The organism is Serpentinicella alkaliphila (assembly GCF_018141405.1).
Taxonomy (GTDB): Bacteria; Bacillota; Clostridia; order Peptostreptococcales; family Natronincolaceae; genus Serpentinicella; species Serpentinicella alkaliphila.
The window spans coordinates 284,539-303,212 of the sequence record NZ_CP058648.1; the positions used below are offsets into that span (position 1 = coordinate 284,539).

The window sequence follows — 18,674 nt, forward strand, 5'->3', positions numbered from 1 at the left end:
TCACTCCCTCTACACTGCTTTTTCTTTTACATTTAAATAGCTTAAAAATTGTTCAAATAAATATTTTGATTGCATTGGTCCAGGACTAGCCTCTGGATGAAATTGAACACTGAATATAGGTAGATATTTATGTTTAATTCCTTCTACTGTTCCATCATTTAAATTTTTATGTGTTACAATTAATTGATCATAATTAATTGTACTTTCATCCACAGCATATCCATGATTTTGCGAAGTTATATACACTTTATTAGTTAACAAATCTTTTACTGGATGATTTCCTCCCCTATGACCAAACTTCAATTTATATGTTTTTGCACCATTGGCTAATGCCAATAATTGATGTCCCATACAAATTCCAAACATAGGCTTATAGTTAATTAATTTCTTTATAGTGTCTACTGAAGCCGTAAGGTTTTCTGGATTTCCCGGGCCATTTGATAGAAATACCCCATCAAAATTACCTTTCATTATTTCATCCGCTTTTGTATCATAAGGAAAAACAGTTATATCACAATCAAAGGATTTTAAAATTCTTAATATATTAAGCTTTAGACCAAAATCCATTACTGCAATTCTAGGACCATTACCTTCAAGACGATAAATTTCTTTAGTTGATACATCTATAGTGTAATTTTTCTTAGAGATATCTTCTGTCTTTAATCTTTCTAAAATTAAATCATATCTACTTAAATCCGTAGTTATTACTGAGTTCATAGTACCCTTATCTCTAAGATGTTTAACTAATTTACGGGTATCTACACCTTCAATACCCATAATATCGTTTCGTTTAAAATATGTTTCGAGATCCATTTCATTTTTCCAGTTACTCGGCTTTCTACAATATTCCCTAACGATTAAACCATTTATTGAAGGCTTTGCTGATTCAACATCTAAATTATTGAAGCCATAGTTCCCTATCATCGGATAAGTCATAACTAATATTTGACCATTATATGAGTAATCAGTGAAAATCTCCTGGTAGCCCGTCATTGACGTATTGAACACAACTTCTCCACTTTCTTCCTTTATACTCCCGAAAGCTTTTCCTTGGAATTTTGAACCGTCTTCCAATATTAAATATGCATTCACTATACTCCCCCCATTTCACTAAATATCTCATCTAAAACCGCCACTAACTTATTTACTTCCTCCTTACTAATTGTTAAAGGTGGTAAAAATCTTAGCACCGTTGAAGATGTACAATTGATTAAAACTCCTTTTTCTAAGGCCTTTTCAACATATGGAGCTCCTTCTACTTCAAGCTCTAATCCAGCAATAAAGCCTTTTCCTTTAACCTGTTTTACAAATGAATATTTATTCACTAGCTCTCTTAGCTTTTCTGCAAGATACCCTCCAATTAATTCAGCATTTTCCCATAGCTTCTCGTTAATAACAGTCTCCATTGCAGCTATTCCAACTGCACATGTAAATGGGTTTCCGCCAAAAGTAGTGCCATGATCCCCAGGCTCGAAGGATTTAGCAACCTCATCCTTTGCTAATACCGCACCTACTGGAATACCACCAGCTAAAGCTTTTGCTAAGGTCATAATGTCTGGCTCAATTCCATAATTCTCATAGCCAAATAATTTACCTGTTCTACCTATTCCAACTTGCACCTCATCCATAATTAGTAAAATATCTTTTTCTGAGCATAATTTTTTTATATTAGTCATAAAATCTTTATCCGCAGGAGTTACTCCACCCTCACCTTGAACAGGCTCTATAATAATTGCGCAGGTGTTTTCAGTAACTGCCTCTAATACAGTTTCAAAGTCGTTGAACACTGCTTGCTTAAATCCTGTAGGAATTGGAGCATAGCCCTCTTGATATTTTTTATTAGCAGTTATACTTAAGGTTGCCATTGTTCTTCCGTGGAAAGAACCAGTCATAGAAATAATTTCATTTCTTCCCTCACCATAATTTTTATATGAATATTTTCTTGCTAACTTTATAGCGCCTTCATTAGCTTCGGCCCCACTATTACAGAAAAAGGCTTTATCTGCAAAAGAGTTTTCCACTAGAATTTTTCCTAACTTTACTTGATTTTCAATCCAATATAAGTTTGAAGTGTGTAAAAGCTTCTCTGCTTGAACTTTTATTGCATTTACAACTGCTGGATGCGAATGACCTAAAGCAGAAACTGCTAATCCGCCCACCATATCTAAATAGGTTTTTCCCTCCGTATCTGTTAAATATGCACCTTTTCCTTCTGTAAATGCTATAGGAATTCTTTTGTAAGTATTCATTAAATACTCTTTACCTTCTTTTATAATTACATTTATACTCATAATTTTATCCTCCTCTTATTCTGTAATCATCGTTCCAATTCCATCATCTGTAAATATCTCTAAAAGAATAGAATGTGGTTTTCTACCATCTATAATATGGGCTCTTTCAACGCCTTTACTTACAGCCTCTAAACAACATTTTATTTTAGGAATCATTCCGCCTTGTATTACTCCATTCTCTATATAACCATTAATCTCATGGGACTTAATTTTTGAAATAATCGTCTCAGGATTTTTATAATCCATCATTACTCCCTGAACGTCTGTAATTAAAACTAGCTTTTTTGCTTGAAGTGCAGCAGCTAAATTTCCCGCTACCTCATCAGCATTAATATTATATGTCTCTCCGTTTTCACCTACTCCGATTGGTGATATTACTGGTATATACCCTTTTTGAGTAACAGTTTCGATAATTTCCGTATCAATAAAATCTATCTCTCCTACTAAGCCTAGTTTAGGATCTTTCTGCTTAGCCTTTATCATGTTCCCATCTTTACCACTAATACCGATGCACTTTACTCCATTAAGGTTTATTAACGAAACAATTTCACGACTTACTTTACCAACCAATGCCATCTCTGTAATTTCCATAGTCTCTTTATCAGTTACCCTTAAGCCATCTACAAACTCAGGTTCTTTACCGAAAACCTTCATCAAATCTGTTATTTCAGGCCCCCCACCATGGACTACAACTGGATTCATTCCTACAAATTTCATTAGTACAATATCTTGTATTACTGTTCTTTTTAACTCTTCATTTATCATTGCATTCCCACCATACTTAATAACTACTGTTTGGTTGTAGAAGGATTTAATATATGGTAATGCCTCTATTAATACATCTGCTTTTTGACACGGCGTTATATTCAACCTAAATCCCCCTTAAGATCTATATGAACCATTGATTTTTACATAATCGTAGGATAAATCACATCCCCAACCAATAGCCTTCTCATTCCCTAAATTAAAATCTATTAAAACCTGTATTTCCTTAAATTTAAGTATCTTTGCTACATCTTCTTCTTCATACACGGCTCCTTGACCTTGCTCAAATATTTTCACTGTGCCACCTTCACTTTTTAATGTAACATCTGTTTTATCAACATCGAAGTTGGCATCCGAATAACCAACAGCAGCTACAATTCTTCCCCAATTTCCGTCTTCCCCAAAGAAAGCGGTTTTAACCAAATTAGAAGTTAGAACACTTTTGATAGCCATTCGTGCATCTTCTTTAGTTAGGCTATTTACAACTTCAACTTCTATAAATTTAGTTGCCCCTTCTCCGTCATATACAATAGATTTAGCTAAGTAGGCATTAACATATTTAAATGCGTCAATAAACTTTTCAACCTCAGCATGATCTTTATTAATTTCACTATTGTCAGCAACACCATTAGCCATTACACAGACCATATCGTTTGTACTTGTATCTCCATCTACTGTTATCATGTTATATGTGTCCTTAGTAATCTCTTTTAACAGTTCATTTAAAAATGTCCCGTCTATTTTTACATCACTAGTTATAAATCCTAGCATTGTTGCCATATTTGGATGTATCATACCAGAACCCTTAGCGATACCACCAATAGTTACCTTCTTACCATCTATCTCTAGTTCAACAGCTATATTCTTTTTACACAAATCAGTTGTTAATATGGCCTCAGCAGCATCTTGCCCACCATCATAATTTAAAACATCCGCTGCTAACTCAATACCTTTGATTACATTCTCCATTGGTAGAGCTACACCAATTACTCCAGTAGATGAAACTATAACATCCTCTTTAGATATATTAAGTACTTCAGCTGTTTTTTCAACCATTTTTAGTGCATCCTTTAACCCTACATCACCAGTACATGCATTTGCATTTCCACTATTAACTATGATTGCTTGAATTTTTCCGTTTTTTATATGCTCCTTTGAAATTGTTACGGGTGCTGCACATACTTTATTTTTAGTAAAAACTGCTGCCCCATTTGCTAAAACATCACTATATATAATAGTCATATCACTCTTTATTTTCTTTTTTATTCCCGCATATACTCCACTTGCTTTAAAGCCCTTAGGTGAAGTTACATCTCCATTAAATATATTAAACTGCATATTTTTCTCCTTCCTTTCTATTAAGGCCAAATTGGCACTATATTTAAACCCTCGTTTTCTTTTAGCCCGAACATAATATTCATATTTTGAATTGCCTGCCCTGCAGCACCTTTAACCAAATTGTCTATAGCACTTACAATTATTATTGTGTTTGTTCTTTTATCTATAGTAAATCCAATGTCACAGAAGTTTGATCCGTACACTGCCTTGGTTTGCGGAAATTCATTATTATTTAACATTCTTATAAAAAACTTATCTTTATAATAATCTTCATATATAGACTTTATATCATCATAATCTAAGTATTTTGTATTCTTAATGTATATAGTACTTAGGATACCCCGAGTCATTGGAGTCAAATGCGGAGTAAACTGAACCATTACCTGTCTCGTAGCCGCTGCTGATAATTCCTGTTCTATTTCTGGGGTATGTCTATGCTTCCCTAGACTATAGGCTTTTATATTTTCATTACATAATGCATAAAGATTTGCCTCTGAGGGTGTTCTACCTGCTCCAGATACCCCGGATTTTGAGTCAACTATTATTACATCATCCTTTATAACATTTTCCTTTAAGAGTGGATATAAAGGTATAATTATACTAGTAGGATAACAACCGGGATTAGCTATTAAATTTGCCTCTTTGATATCTTGCGAATAAATTTCACTTAAACCATATATAGCGGACTCAAGATCATCCTTAGCCTTATGTTCCACTCCATACCAATCCGCATATACATCCGCATCCTTTATTCTAAAGTCTGCAGATAAATCAATTACCTTTATCCCTTTTTCCAGTGCTTTTTTTACTGGTTCTTGGCTTAAACCATGGGGTAAGGCACAAAATATCAAATCTACGTTGTCTAAGTCACTATCTAAATCAACTGAAATACATTTGGCATTTATATAAGTCCTCAGGTTTGGATAAACCGTTGAATAATCTATATCTTTATAACTCCTGGAATCTAAAAATGTAATTTCAACTCCCGGATGATTTACTAATAACCTTATAAGCTCAGCTCCAACAAAACCTGTGGCTCCAAGTATACCTACACGAATCATAATCTTCACCTCAATTTATATTTATAATATACTATGAATATTTATTCATTTATAATACACTATTTTTTATATTAACTCAATGCCTTTTTTGAAGTTTTTTGAATATTTTTATAAAGAAAAAAGATCTGTAAATTAACAGATCCCCACATACTTTTAGTCTACTTTATTTGCTTTTAAATATACCCTTTTTCTTAGGCCTGCCAACTACATCCTTCACAACAGATATAATATCTAGTACGTCTTTAATTGGTTCGAGAATATCCTCACTAACAATTTGCATAGCAGAAGCAGTATATTCCGTTGTTTCATCTATATTTCTAAATGCCTCTTTAATGCTTTTCATTTCACCATTAATTTCTTTAGTTATTTCTTCAACATTATTAAGTATCTTAGGCATACTTTTCAGTGACTCATCAATATTGCTTTCATTTCTATGCAAAATTCCCTTTAGAATATTCAATGTTTCATTTACTCTTAATAAACCTATAATAACTAAAACTAAGGCACCTAAACTTACTAAGGCAAATAGAAACCAAACTACACTAGAAGATATTGTAAATTCCATCTTATCCCACCCTTTATATGTTATCTAATTAAAAGTCTTCCAATTCCTCATCAACACAAACTTCACTAAATGAAGTATCAGCATTTCCCTTATCTTTAAACGCAATAATCTTATTCTCGATTACTTCCTTTTTATCCTCATATATTTCCGAAAGCTTTTCTTTGCCCTCTTCAATACCTACCTCTAAATTCCCCTTTAGCCTGTCCAGCTCTTCCTTAGTCTTTTTTCTTGTATTAGCCCCTGTATCTGGTGCAAATAATACTCCAACTAATCCACCAATTATAGACCCTAGAATAAGGCCATTTCTAACACCACGTCTTCTCTCTCTTTCTCTTTCAATCATTCTTATTTCATCATATCTGTTATAATCTAACAAATTCCTTAGGTTTTCAGCCCTTCTTTGTAATTTTCTTATATCCATATTATCCCCTCCTATATATCCATAATTTTCATATATGCCTAATTATACCCTAATATTTTATATGAAATCAACAATTTCAAAAAATGGTGATTTTAAGAAAAAAAGCTAAGGTATGAAAATTCATCCTTAGCCTTCAGATATTTAGCTTAATCTTACAGTATCATAACCATTTTCTTCTTCAATCATATTTCTTCTATAGGTTGCATATAAAGACTTCAGTGTAGAAATCTTACCAGACATTTCTACTTGTAATTTAGACGCTAAATTATAGTCTTTTGCTTCTACGGCTTCTCTAATTTTTGTAAATAATGATTTAGTTTCTAAACTATCTTTCATTAGATGGTTTCTTAAGCTATTTACTTTCTCCCATGTAACTACATCTAAATCAGTAACATTTTCTGTATCATGAAGTTTTTTGTAGCTTCTTACAAGCTTCATGTTATTTACTATAATTCTTCCTAATAATTCTTTTTCCCATTGATCAACTGTCGCTAGTACATAAGAATTAATAATTTCTTTTGTGAAAACTCCACCTGCTACTAGGATTTCTTTTTTATCTTCGCTATTGTTAAATTTCACAATATTTTCCCAAACTGTTGCTGGTGGGATTCCAAATAATTTATTTCTTTCATCTTCTGAGTAATCGTCAAATACGTCATGCTCACTTCTATATTGTCTATCTTTTTCTAAATAGAATTTTTCTTCTCCTGCTTCTTTAGAAAATTCTGCTTCTAATTGTTTGCTATCTAATTTACTTTCTACAGCAGCTTTTATACCATCAAGCATAGCTTGGTATGAAGCTGCTATACATAGGTAAGTATTAGTTGTTGGGTTTGGTGCTCTTAATTCAAATCTAGTAGCTAAAGGATTTTCATCTCTAACTAAACCAATTAATACAGTACGGTTTCTTGCAGGAACCTCAGTAGTGTGTCCAACAGAACCAACAATACAAATTGGAGCCTCAAATCCTGGCTTTAATCTATTAAATGCATCATTAGTGGAAGTTACAAAAGGATTAACTACCTCATAATTTTTAAGTATTCCCATTAAAGCTCCCCAACCTACAGAGCTTAAGAAATCTTTTTTCATATCCTTAGGTGCGAATATATTCACAGGTTTTCCATTCTTTAATGTTAAGCTTACTCCCATATGAGTATGCTCTCCACTTCCTGCTACCCCTTCAATTGGTTTTGCTTGGAATGTTACTTGTAAGCCATGAAGTTCAAATACTTCATCAATTAATTCTCTCATAAATAATTCGTTGTCTGCACTTTGCATAGCCGAATCATACTTCCAGTCAATTTCTAATTGCTCCATTACATGGTTTAGTTTACCTGATAGACCAACTTTAGCAGTAATACCACCTACTTCTTTATGTCCCATCTCTGGACCAACACCATATTTATCCATAAGGATAATCGTTTCTTCTAATGCTGTTCTTACAGTACCTTTTGTTCTTTTCCAATATTGTTCTTTTAAAATTTGTGAAGTTGAAAGTTTCTCTTCATTCGCTTTATCTTGTGGAGTTCTTACCCAAAACTCTAATTCAGTAGCAGCAGTTAAATTTACTTTTTCAATATCATCAAATGAAGCTATATTAAACTCATTTAAAAGTTCAGGATGTTTCTTGAACAACGCTAAAATTTCAGCTTCAAAATGTTCTACTGTTCTTTTAAGAACCGATCTAGAGTCAACCATTTTACTATTATGCTCTAGGAAAGCAGGAATTCTTAACGTTCCTATTGGTAAACCAGTATCTTCATGTAAATGTTCGTAGTTGTAATCTACAAACCAATTTACGCTTAAATCTGGTCTTAAATCTACTTTTGCATTGTTTAAAGTAGCAATCTCATGTAACATAACGCTAGAACCATCAGTTTGTACTCCGGCAGTTAAAAAACTATCCATATCTTCTATAAATAAAGATATAGGAATTTTCTCATCAGTATTGTTTCCTCTTAAGTCTAATGCTCCAAAAGAAACAAACTGTATACATGGATGAGCTTCTAAAATTTTAGTTAAAGTTTCTTTGTCATGTGTCCATGCAGGTAAAGTGTAAATCATTGGTTCAGATAATAATTGTTCAAGACTCTTTTTCATAATACATCCTCCTTTTATAAACTGTATTTTTCCATATTCTCTTTAGCAAAGTTCGTACAAGCACGAATTATATAGTGGAATATTTTAATATTATAATGATTATACACGAATTATAATTTGATGTAAATAACAAAATATTAAATATTATCGAATTTGTTAGAAAATTCTAAAAACTACCTACGTATTTTCGCACATAACATATTCTAACACCTTAGTTCTTATATAGCAATTAAGTTAAAATAAAAAGTATCTTTTATTTAGGTTATCAAAAAAATCAACAAAACATACTTAAATATAAATAGTTTAATATATTTATTTTTATTACAAGCATTTCCGAACTATTGTACCTCCCCATTCTTAAATTATACGCTAATAACAAAATTTTAGTATAATTATATATTATTAGCTTATACATACAAAAATGGTGCAATAATATTAAAAATACTATAGCACCAGAAAGTATATTAAATAAACTTTACCCACTTCATTTCGAGTACTGTCAAATCATCTCTTACTTTTTTGTTACTTATCCACTTGATTAAATTAGAAGTTAATAAGTGGCTATTGTGCTGCATCTCAGTTTCTAAATACTTTATAATTTCATTTAAGCTTATCATTTTTCCATTTTCGTCTTCAATTTCTAATAATCCGTCTGTATAAATTACAAGATTATCTCCAGAATCAAGATTTATTGTTCCCTCTTCATATCCTTCCTTAAAGGCAAACCCTACTGGGGTACCATAGGCATCTAATTCAGAAATTTCCCCGTTAATTCTAAATAATATTGGTGCAGGATGTGCAGCCCTCACGTATTTTATTACACCAGTCTTTACATTCATTACCATATAGAAGATTGTAAAATAATGATTATATTTTGTGAAAGGGAATCTTTTATTTAAGTATTCTACCACCTGAATTGGAGTTAGAATCTCATAATACGGGGGAGTATTAGTTTTTCTTTTTAGTGGAGAACCTCTATCTACATCCGTGATTAAAAACTCTGATAAGGCGACTGCAAGCATCGATGAAGCAACTCCGTGTCCCATTACGTCTATCATATATAAACCCATGTATTCTTCATCTAGCATAAATACATCAAATATATCTCCGCCTACTTTGCCTGAAGGCTTAAATTTCCATTCAAATGAACAATTAGGTATATTTCCAATAGTTTTAGGAATTAAAGCCTCTTGTATTTTTGCGGCTAAAGTTAAGTTATCATCTAACTCCTTTTTTTGACTATTTACGATGAGTAGACTTTCTTCTAGGGCCTGAATCGAAAGATTTAGCTGTTTTTGTAATTCTCCAACCTTTAGAAGCTTATTAATCTTATGTACAAAAGCATTGGATTCGAATGGAAATCTTAAATAATCATCTATGTCCAAATCTATAAACTGACTTTTATAATTATTATTGAGTCCGTATAGTAGTACCATTATTGGGACTGTAGACAGTCGTATATCACTTTTTAATTCTTTAACTACTTTTAATGATATATTTTCATCATCAAAACTATTGACTATAATTACATGAGGCATTAAAGCAGTAATTTTATCAATAGAGCAATCGGTCACAACCTCTTTTTTTACCTCTAAGCCGCATTTTCTTAATATGTCTATTATTAATCGAGAGGACTTTTTTTCATGCTCCAGAATTAAAATTCTATTAGATATTATGACCGTCACCTTCTTTCGTTCTTCTCTTTAATAATATTTTAACTTTTAAAGTAAATATTTTCAATTACAATTTTACAATATATTCTATATTTCTTCATGAGTCGACAGTTTTACTTTAAATTCCTAATTCTTAACTAATTTTTAATATTATTTAGACAAACAACTTTTCTCAAATAATAACACTATTTTATTAAAATAGGTAGTAAAATGTCTATAAGCAAAAATGCCTATAGACTATTAATTTAACTTTTATTATTAATTATTTCAACATCATCCCACTTGACTGTACTAATTCCTCTAACATTATTTAAGTCATTGTATAGTGCAAACCTATCTAACTTTACTGGAGTCTTTATATAAAAAGTGAGCTGAATTTCCCCAACATAGACATCATCATCATCGTTATAGTTATCGATTTGAACATTTTTAATGCTAATATAGTGTTTACCAAAAACAGTACCTATCTCACCAACAAAACCAGGACGACCAATACCATTTATCTTAATTTCAGAATAACGCCTCATCCTAGAAAAACGTTTCTCCATAATTTGAACACTCATAAGAGAACCTATAGAAAGTAATGTTGTCATTACTGCCGCTTCATAAAAACCCATTCCTATTGCTAAGCCAATTCCTCCACAAATCCATATACTAGCAGCCGTAGTAAGCCCTCTTACATTAGTTCCCTCTCTCATAATAGTCCCTGCCCCAAGAAAACCAATTCCGCTTACAACCTGTGCTGCTAATCTTGCTGGATCACTCCCCTTACCCGCTGGGCCAAAACCACTAAATCCATATATAGATAAAATCATAATAAGACATGCACCTAATGTAACCAATATATGGGTACGAAATCCTGCTGGACGATTATTTACTTCCCTCTCAAAACCAATTAAACCACCTAATAGTGTAGACATTAACAATCTTAATAATAAATCTCCTGTCGAAATCAAAATATCCCCGCCTAATTAATAATTTAAACTTTCTCTTATTAAAAAGTATATCATATTACGCTTTTTTTATATATTTTTTTTAAAACTTTAGCAGTATAACATAACTAAATATAAGTTATATTTTTATTGATTTAAATTGTGAATAAAGTGATATAATTTTAATATACATAAATCAGTTAAAGATGGAGGGTGACATTATGAAAATTCAGTTTCTAGGTGCTTCTAAAATTGTAACAGGGTCAAACATACTAATTACTACTGGAAATAATAAAATACTGATTGATTGTGGTATGTTTCAAGGTAGTGAGGAATTAGAACAATTAAACAACGAGCCTTTTGAGTTTGATCCAAAGGAAATAGACTATTTATTTTTATCTCATGCCCATATAGACCATAGTGGACGTATTCCCAAACTTGTCAAAGAAGGGTTTAAAGGTAAAATCTACTGTACAAAAGCTACTAAGGAACTTGCAGAAATAATGCTTGTTGATAGTGGCCATATACAAGAATCTGACGTTACATGGGAAAACCGTAAACGAAAAAGATCCGGAAAGCCTCCCCTAGAGCCTCTTTATACTGTAGAAGATGCTAGAAATAGCTTAAGATACTTTGAATCAGCCTTATATAATCAAAAGTTATACATTAATCCAAGCATTTCAATCCGCTTTAGAGATGCTGGACATATTTTAGGATCATCAATCATTGAAATATGGATTACAGAAAACAAAAATCAAACAGTTAAAATAGTATTCTCAGGGGATTTGGGCAGTAAGGATAAGCCAATTATTAAAAACTTTGAGTATATTGAAGATGCGGATTACCTTATAATGGAGTCAACATACGGAAATAGATTACATGAAAGCAAGGAACAAAGAGTAGAGAAACTAATTAGTATTATTAACGAAACCGTTTTAAAGGGCGGCTCAGTAATTATACCATCCTTTGCCGTAGGCAGGACACAGGAATTAATATATGAACTAAATAAATATTATGAATATAACCAGGACATTGAAATGTTTTTAAGAGTTCCAATTTATATTGATAGCCCTATGGCAATCGCTGCCACCGAAGTATTTAAAAACAATTCTTATTGCTTTAATGAAGAAACTAAAAACTTAATTCTAAGCGGTGACAATCCCCTAGTTTTTGAAAACCTTCATTATGTACGAAGTCATGAAGAATCTATGCGTTTAAATGAAGTTAATTTTCCAAAGGTTGTAATTTCAGCTAGTGGTATGTGTACTGCTGGTAGAATTAGACACCACCTTAAACATAATCTATGGAAGGCGAATAATAGTGTAGTATTCGTTGGTTATCAGGCAAATGGAACTTTAGGTCGTATATTAAAGGATGGTGCTAAAAAAGTAAAACTATTAGGCGAGGAAATAGCTGTTCTAGCTAATATTTATAGTATTGAGGGCTTCTCTGGTCACGCAGATCAACAAGAGCTTTTAGATTGGCTAAGTGGTTTTAAGAAAATGCCTTCAAGAGTTTTTTTAGTTCATGGTGAAGAAGAATCAACAACCACTTTGTCAAAGCTTATCGAAGAAAAATATAAAACTAAGACTATTATTCCAAATATGGGCTATACCTTCCAAATAGAAGATGAGGTCTTAAAATCTTACTCTGGGGAACTTTTAGAGCCTGTAGAAAGAAAAGAAAACATAAAAAAAGAACTTCAGCAAGTATACGACCAGTTTGAAAGCTTAGTAGATAAAACCGATCGCATTATTGATGAAAAGATATTAAATAAAGAATATGATAGTATAAAAAATAAGTTGCTTCAGCTTCAAAAAGAGTTATTAGACCTAAATATACACTTAGGGGAATAACTCACTCTAACAAGTATAAGCTATCCCTATGTTTTAAAAATTACAATGGGCGTCTCAAAATAGATAAATTAATCTAGGCTGAGTAGCCCTTTTGACTACAAATTATCTAGATAAATTTTTCATAGCCGTATAATCAGATAGTCTAATACTTTAACCAACTAGGCTTCTCTTTAATATAAGGTCTAATCCCATGTTTCTTCTCATGAGTCTCCAATATTTCATCTCTTGTACTTTTACAATCTAATATTTTATTAATATTTTCTTCTGGTATATTTTCACTCAAGGGACAGCTAGCCAAACAGATACCACAATCTGTTCCTAGCATCCTCCATCTTCTATAGCATTCTTCAGAATTAATTTTCCAACGCTTCTCTCCTTCAATATCTTCCTGTAGACCTGCAGGTATAGCTTTACCTGGACAAGTTTTTACACACTTCTCACATTCAACGCAGAACTGACTGATACCAAAATTTATTGGGCTATCTGTAACTAGGGGAAGATTTGTTGTAACTACTCCTAATCTTACCCTAGGACCATATTTTTTAGTAATTAACAATCCATTTCTTCCGATTTCACCTAGGCCTGCATCCTTTGCAATTAGTGGTGCAACTACTAGATAATTACCATCCATATGATTTCTTGCATCATATCCAAGCTCCCTAATGTAATAAGATAAAACCATACCTATGATTGCTGTGTCAATATAACCCTTTGTCGTTGCTATGGCTTCAGAAAGTTGAGGGGCTCTATAGATCATTTCCTTATCCATTTCCACTGCGAATACAATTCCATACTTATGGGTTTTATCGATTACTTCACCATAGTTTTCTTTATGTCTACCCCTATGAGAATAATAATGATATTCCTTCATTTCTGTAACTCCCACAAGTTTAGCATTATATAACTTTCCAATCCCTTTAATTTGTTCTGTAATATCCTCAATATTAATAGGGGTATTATTACATTGTTGTTTTTCTCCTTCAGAATACTTCTTTATATCACCTAGAAAACGAAAACAAGCATCTACAATAGGCGAACTTATAGGGCTATACGTTGCTGTTCCTTCACTTCCCATCTGAGGCATAGATCGGAGAGTATCATCGATTTCTTTCATATGCGGATTGCGATTGTAGTAGTCAATATATTCTGGCGCGCCTTTTTCATAATTCATCCTAGAAAAAATTACATCCCTCTCATCTATCCTTTTCATCCAATATACCCCCTATATTTAACAGCTAAATGCAATCTTGTAAATTATTACTAGCTCATAAATTTTACTATACAACCAAACTAATTCCAATAACAACTATCTATTTACCATAGTAACAATTACGTAGTATTCTGACAGTTTTTTGCAAATAAAAAGGGGGCACCCTTTTCCAACGACTAATTAAATAGTTTTGAAATAGCCCCATTTTATTTTAATTTGCTTTGTTCAATTATTTCTATAACCATATTTGTATCCCCTAATGGCATTATGTGAATACCCTTGGATATATTTTTTAAATCTTTAACCAATTCAGCAGCGATCTTAACTCCTTCTGCTCTTCCACCGGACTCCATTCTTTTTTGTGTCCACTCAGGTATATTAATTCCTGGGATGTTATTTGATACATGTTGAGTCATTTTGTAGCTTTTAAGTGGTAGAATTCCTGCTAGTACAGGTACTTTAAAGTATTTAATTTTGTCCATAAAAATCGCTAAATCTTCAGGATTATAAACAGGTTGGGTTTGAATAAAGTCTACTCCCTTTTCTATTTTCTCATGAAGCCGTTCAATTTCAAGGTTTAAGTTTAATGCAGTAGGATTGGCTGCAACCCCAACAGCAAAATTTGTTTTTTCATTCAAACTAGTTCCTGCCATATCATAACCTTTATTAAGGGTATTCACTATTCCAACTAAACCTACAGAATCCACTTCAAATACCGGTGTTGCCTTAGGATGATCACCTCTTTTAGGTTCGTCCCCGGTCAATATTAATAAATTGTTAATACCAAGAACCCCTGCTCCTAAAAGTTCTGATTGAAGAGCAATAACATTTCTATCCCTACACGTTAAATGAAAAATTGCGTCTATATCTGTTTCTTTTTTTATCTTATAGCTAAGTGCAATTGCACTTGTTCTCATATTTGCCATTGGTCCATCTGTTATATTTACTGCATCAACAATACCTTTTAATTGATTTACTGACTCAATTAGCTTTTCAGTATTTATTCCCTTTGGTGGTTCTAGCTCTACAGTTACTAAGAACTGCTTTGATAATAATTTTTCTTTGAATCTATTCATTAAAACTCCCCCATTTTTCTTTTACTTGTTAATAATTAATTTAGCTTGTTTTACAGCTCCTATTGCATCTGAAGAATAAAAGGCGCCAATTGTATTAGCATATTCTTCTGTTACTACTGCTCCTCCAATTAAAACGGGAATAGATAGTCCTTTACTTTTTAAGCTTTCCGTAACTATTTTCATTTCATTCATAGTGGTTGTCATAAGTGCGCTTAGACCTATAATATCAGCCTCTTCTTTTAAAGCACATTCTATTATCCTGTCTGAATCCACATCTTTACCTAAATCTATAACCTTAAACCCATGATTTTGTAGCATTATTGAAACAATATTTTTACCTATATCATGAATGTCGCCCTTTACCGTAGCTAGAACTATTGTTCCAACATTGCTTACTGTACTTCTATTTAACTCCTCTTTAAGTTCATTAAAAGCCTTTTGGGCTGCCTCAGCTGAAAGTAAAAGCTGCGGTAAAAAATATATCTGTTTCTCATATTTATTTCCTACATCTTCAAGAGCAGGAATTATACAATTATTTACTAAATCTAAAGCCCTAAATCCATTAGCCTTTAGTTCATCTATAAATAAAGGAACACTATTTTTATCCCCAGAAACAATTGCCTTTGTTAACTTATCAATGATCTTTACTTCATTAACTTCAATAGTTTTTTCTACAACCTTTTCATCATTAAATGATTCAACAAATATTTTTGCATTAAGGTCCTTACCAGTTAAAACATCAGCACTTTTTATAACTTCCCACATTTTATCTATATATGGATTCATAATAGGCATATCAAGTCCCGCATTTAATGCCATTCCTAAAAATGTGCTATTTAAAATAGCTCTATTAGGCAACCCATGGGATATATTACTTATACCTAAAACCGTTTTTACCCCTAGCTCTTTCTTAACTAATTGTATAGCTTTTATTGTCTCTAATGCGTACTGTTGTTGAGCCCCTGCTGTTAATACCAAAGTATCAATAAAAATATCTTGTCTTTTTAATCCATACTCTAATGCCCTATTAACTATACGCTCTGCAATCACAAACCTTTCCTCTGCCTTTTTTGGAATACCCTTTTCATCCAAAGTTAGACCTAAAATTGCTGCACCATATCGCTTCGCTAGTCTTAGCACTTTATCTAAATGCCTTTCTTCTCCATTAGTAGAGTTTATCAATGGCTTACCGGCACATGCCTTTAGACCTTCTTCCATCGCTTCGAAATTTACAGTATCTATTGAGAGGGGTGCATCAATGACTCTTTGTATTTCATATACTGCGTTTCTCATTACGCTACTTTCCTCTGTTAGATTTACCCCTACATTCACATCAATTATATTTGCATTAGACTCTACCTGTTTAATAGCCTCTTCACATAGCAAGCTAAGGTTATTATCTTTAATCGCCTGTGCTAAATATTTTTTAGCAGTGGGGTTAATACATTCACCGATTACTCTAGTCGGAAGTTCCTCTGTAATAATTAAGGTTTTCGTTACACTTGCTAGCTTTGTAAATTGTTTTTCTTCTTTAACTATAGGTCTAAGATTTTTAACTTTATCCTTTATTATCTTCATATGTTCCGGAGTGGTACCACAACAGCCACCAATTATATTGGCGCCGGCATTAATTAAGTCTTCAACGTAGCTAGCCATTTTTTCTGGAGTCAAATCATAGTAAGTTATACCATCTATATATTTAGGTAATCCTGCATTAGGTTGAGCAATAATATATTTATCCGTTACACTACTCATCCTTCTTACTATGTCTATCATCATATCCGGCCCAAAACCACAGTTCACACCTAGTATATCTACTCCCAACGCTTCTAAAACTGTTGCTACAGTTTCAGGATCAGAACCAGTTAAAGTCCTCATCTCAGTATTGAATGTTAAAGTACAAATAATAGGTACATCCCCAGCATCCTTAACTGCTATTATTGCTGCTCTAGCTTCCTGTATATCTGAAATTGTTTCTATATTAATTATATTAACTCCAGATTCTATTAATACTTTGGCCTGCTCATAAAAAACTTCGTACGCCTCGTCGAAACTTAGATCGCCTACTGGATACATAAGTTTACCCGTAGGCCCTATATCACCGGCTACTAAAACTTCCTCTCCTGCCATTTCCTTGACTAATTTAACTGCTGCTCTGTTAATTTCCTCTACTTTGGACTGTAAATTATATTCTGCTAATTTAATTCTGTTTGCTCCGAAGGTATTTGTTTGAATAATGTTACATCCAGCATTTACATATTCCTTATGTATTCTTTTAATAACTTTCCTTTTATCTAAATTGAATTCTTCAGGGCAACCTGTTGTTAAGCCGTTCTTCTGAAGCATCGTTCCCATCGCTCCGTCGAAAACTAAAATCTTTTCATTAAGTAAATCGTACAACTTTTGTCTTTTCACCATTTCACATCCTTCTTATCTTTTAAGACAGCTATTTTCATACCTATATATACAGTCATTTTTATTACAAGTATTACATTTATTATTAGTTTTAATAATCTTATTACCTTTTGTCCAACCAACTATAGCTGTAACAGACTTCCTTGGAATCATAATATTTGTTTCTGTTACATGTATCCCAAAGTTATCTGCCTTAAGGTTTAATAATAACTGTTTTTGAAAATCTAAAGTAAAATCCCCATAACCAGGGCTAAATCTATCTGTCAGTATATATTCTTGTTCCGAAGCTTCTAATATAATGAGTTGGTTTACATATTCAGTAGCCTGTTCCGCAGCATCAGAGCCAATAGCGTCAAATATCAATGCCTCTGTATACTCACCATGGCTGAAACATAAATCAATATGGTTTTGTATATCATTACCTATTGTTACTGCCAAAATTGAAGCATAGTCACAACCCTTTAGAAGTGTAGCTATATCCTCCGAATGTATTTTAAAATCAAATTCATCAAACAAAATATTACTTCCCTTAATCCCTTTAATCCTACTCGTCCTATATTCTCCGACTGGCTCAATTAGCTCATATGAATTACTGATAGATTTATCTATTAACTCATCTAAATGTATAGGAATGTCCATTCCGTTTTTGTAACCTAAATATCTTAATATCTCATCCTTATTAAGCTGAATATTAAATTTATGCGACACTTTTTATTCACCACACTTGTTCTATTAAGTATTATTGATTTTTTCTCTTGTTAATATAAATAATAAAGCTACCTTTCCCAGGGAAAAGTAGCTCGAGCTTATATCCTCCCTCATCTTCCAGAACTTATAGTTCTGCTGGAATTAGCACCTTTCATTGAAATCAATGTAGGTTGCCGGGTTTCGTCGGGCCAGTCCCTCCACCTCTCTGGATAAGAATTAAATTCTAATTGTTTGATTATTTATAATATTCTAATATATTAACG

Annotated in this window: 15 protein-coding genes and 1 riboswitch; of the genes, 1 reads left to right on the forward strand and 14 read right to left on the reverse strand. The window is 32.5% G+C overall.

Annotation, left to right across the window (positions count from 1 at the left end):
• Nucleotides 1-9: 9 nt before the first annotated feature.
• The 10 genes from carA to HZR23_RS01635 form a co-directional block, all read right to left on the reverse strand.
• Nucleotides 10-1,092, reverse strand: coding sequence for a glutamine-hydrolyzing carbamoyl-phosphate synthase small subunit (gene carA / locus HZR23_RS01590; protein ID WP_132848339.1), 1,083 nt, complete (start codon nucleotides 1,090-1,092; stop codon nucleotides 10-12).
• A complete protein-coding gene (locus HZR23_RS01595) occupies nucleotides 1,092-2,291 on the reverse strand; it encodes an aspartate aminotransferase family protein (RefSeq protein WP_132848340.1) in 1,200 nt (399 codons plus the stop codon). Before HZR23_RS01595 ends, carA begins: the two co-directional genes overlap by 1 nt.
• A gap of 15 nt (nucleotides 2,292-2,306) precedes the next feature.
• A complete protein-coding gene (gene argB / locus HZR23_RS01600) occupies nucleotides 2,307-3,161 on the reverse strand; it encodes an acetylglutamate kinase (protein WP_132848341.1) in 855 nt (284 codons plus the stop codon).
• A 12-nt stretch (nucleotides 3,162-3,173) separates the two neighbouring features.
• Nucleotides 3,174-4,394 carry a bifunctional glutamate N-acetyltransferase/amino-acid acetyltransferase ArgJ gene (gene argJ / locus HZR23_RS01605; protein ID WP_132848342.1) on the reverse strand — a complete coding sequence of 407 codons (1,221 nt, stop codon included), beginning with the start codon at nucleotides 4,392-4,394 and terminating at the stop codon, nucleotides 3,174-3,176.
• A gap of 20 nt (nucleotides 4,395-4,414) precedes the next feature.
• Complete coding sequence (gene argC, locus HZR23_RS01610; protein ID WP_132848343.1) at nucleotides 4,415-5,455, reverse strand: N-acetyl-gamma-glutamyl-phosphate reductase; 1,041 nt, start codon at nucleotides 5,453-5,455, stop codon at nucleotides 4,415-4,417.
• Nucleotides 5,456-5,618: 163 nt separating this feature from the next.
• Nucleotides 5,619-6,020, reverse strand: coding sequence for a hypothetical protein (locus tag HZR23_RS01615; protein ID WP_132848344.1), 402 nt, complete (start codon nucleotides 6,018-6,020; stop codon nucleotides 5,619-5,621).
• Between the two features lie 28 nt (nucleotides 6,021-6,048).
• Nucleotides 6,049-6,441, reverse strand: coding sequence for a YtxH domain-containing protein (locus HZR23_RS01620; RefSeq protein ID WP_207667868.1), 393 nt, complete (start codon nucleotides 6,439-6,441; stop codon nucleotides 6,049-6,051).
• A 141-nt stretch (nucleotides 6,442-6,582) separates the two neighbouring features.
• Complete coding sequence (locus tag HZR23_RS01625) at nucleotides 6,583-8,541, reverse strand: type I glutamate--ammonia ligase (RefSeq protein WP_132848345.1); 1,959 nt, start codon at nucleotides 8,539-8,541, stop codon at nucleotides 6,583-6,585.
• Nucleotides 8,542-9,005: 464 nt separating this feature from the next.
• Nucleotides 9,006-10,115 carry a SpoIIE family protein phosphatase gene (locus tag HZR23_RS01630; RefSeq protein ID WP_249536730.1) on the reverse strand — a complete coding sequence of 370 codons (1,110 nt, stop codon included), beginning with the start codon at nucleotides 10,113-10,115 and terminating at the stop codon, nucleotides 9,006-9,008.
• Between the two features lie 344 nt (nucleotides 10,116-10,459).
• Complete coding sequence (locus HZR23_RS01635; RefSeq protein ID WP_207667869.1) at nucleotides 10,460-11,170, reverse strand: MgtC/SapB family protein; 711 nt, start codon at nucleotides 11,168-11,170, stop codon at nucleotides 10,460-10,462.
• Between the two features lie 197 nt (nucleotides 11,171-11,367).
• On the opposite strand from HZR23_RS01635, the gene HZR23_RS01640 reads away from it, so the two are divergent.
• A complete protein-coding gene (locus tag HZR23_RS01640; RefSeq protein WP_132848346.1) occupies nucleotides 11,368-13,002 on the forward strand; it encodes an MBL fold metallo-hydrolase RNA specificity domain-containing protein in 1,635 nt (544 codons plus the stop codon).
• 142 nt (nucleotides 13,003-13,144) lie between these two features.
• Here the strand turns inward: HZR23_RS01640 and HZR23_RS01645 are convergent, their stop codons facing one another.
• The 4 genes from HZR23_RS01645 to HZR23_RS01660 all read right to left on the reverse strand — a co-directional run bounded on the left by HZR23_RS01645 (nucleotide 13,145) and on the right by HZR23_RS01660 (nucleotide 18,411).
• Nucleotides 13,145-14,212, reverse strand: coding sequence for a 4Fe-4S dicluster domain-containing protein (locus tag HZR23_RS01645; protein ID WP_165913674.1), 1,068 nt, complete (start codon nucleotides 14,210-14,212; stop codon nucleotides 13,145-13,147).
• 206 nt (nucleotides 14,213-14,418) lie between these two features.
• The gene (locus tag HZR23_RS01650) at nucleotides 14,419-15,288 is read right to left on the reverse strand and encodes a methylenetetrahydrofolate reductase (RefSeq protein WP_132848347.1); all 870 of its coding nucleotides are present in this window, start codon (nucleotides 15,286-15,288) and stop codon (nucleotides 14,419-14,421) included.
• 21 nt (nucleotides 15,289-15,309) lie between these two features.
• The gene (locus tag HZR23_RS01655; protein WP_132848348.1) at nucleotides 15,310-17,706 is read right to left on the reverse strand and encodes a homocysteine S-methyltransferase family protein; all 2,397 of its coding nucleotides are present in this window, start codon (nucleotides 17,704-17,706) and stop codon (nucleotides 15,310-15,312) included.
• Between the two features lie 12 nt (nucleotides 17,707-17,718).
• Nucleotides 17,719-18,411 carry a hypothetical protein gene (locus tag HZR23_RS01660; RefSeq protein WP_132848349.1) on the reverse strand — a complete coding sequence of 231 codons (693 nt, stop codon included), beginning with the start codon at nucleotides 18,409-18,411 and terminating at the stop codon, nucleotides 17,719-17,721.
• A 107-nt stretch (nucleotides 18,412-18,518) separates the two neighbouring features.
• Nucleotides 18,519-18,627, reverse strand: a riboswitch (SAM riboswitch).
• Between the last annotated feature and the right edge of the window lie 47 nt (nucleotides 18,628-18,674).

What these genes read in the sequence shown, in the direction of transcription:
- HZR23_RS01625 (WP_132848345.1), bottom strand. Translation starts at nt 8,541, where the DNA reads ATGAAAAAGAGTCTTGAACAATTATTATCTGAACCAATGATTTACACT.
- HZR23_RS01595 (WP_132848340.1), bottom strand. Translation starts at nt 2,291, where the DNA reads ATGAGTATAAATGTAATTATAAAAGAAGGTAAAGAGTATTTAATGAAT.
- HZR23_RS01620 (WP_207667868.1), bottom strand. Translation starts at nt 6,441, where the DNA reads ATGGATATAAGAAAATTACAAAGAAGGGCTGAAAACCTAAGGAATTTG.
- HZR23_RS01650 (WP_132848347.1), bottom strand. Translation starts at nt 15,288, where the DNA reads ATGAATAGATTCAAAGAAAAATTATTATCAAAGCAGTTCTTAGTAACT.
- HZR23_RS01615 (WP_132848344.1), bottom strand. Translation starts at nt 6,020, where the DNA reads ATGGAATTTACAATATCTTCTAGTGTAGTTTGGTTTCTATTTGCCTTA.
- HZR23_RS01645 (WP_165913674.1), bottom strand. Translation starts at nt 14,212, where the DNA reads ATGAAAAGGATAGATGAGAGGGATGTAATTTTTTCTAGGATGAATTAT.
- HZR23_RS01655 (WP_132848348.1), bottom strand. Translation starts at nt 17,706, where the DNA reads ATGGTGAAAAGACAAAAGTTGTACGATTTACTTAATGAAAAGATTTTA.
- argC (WP_132848343.1), bottom strand. Translation starts at nt 5,455, where the DNA reads ATGATTCGTGTAGGTATACTTGGAGCCACAGGTTTTGTTGGAGCTGAG.
- argJ (WP_132848342.1), bottom strand. Translation starts at nt 4,394, where the DNA reads ATGCAGTTTAATATATTTAATGGAGATGTAACTTCACCTAAGGGCTTT.
- HZR23_RS01640 (WP_132848346.1), top strand. Translation starts at nt 11,368, where the DNA reads ATGAAAATTCAGTTTCTAGGTGCTTCTAAAATTGTAACAGGGTCAAAC.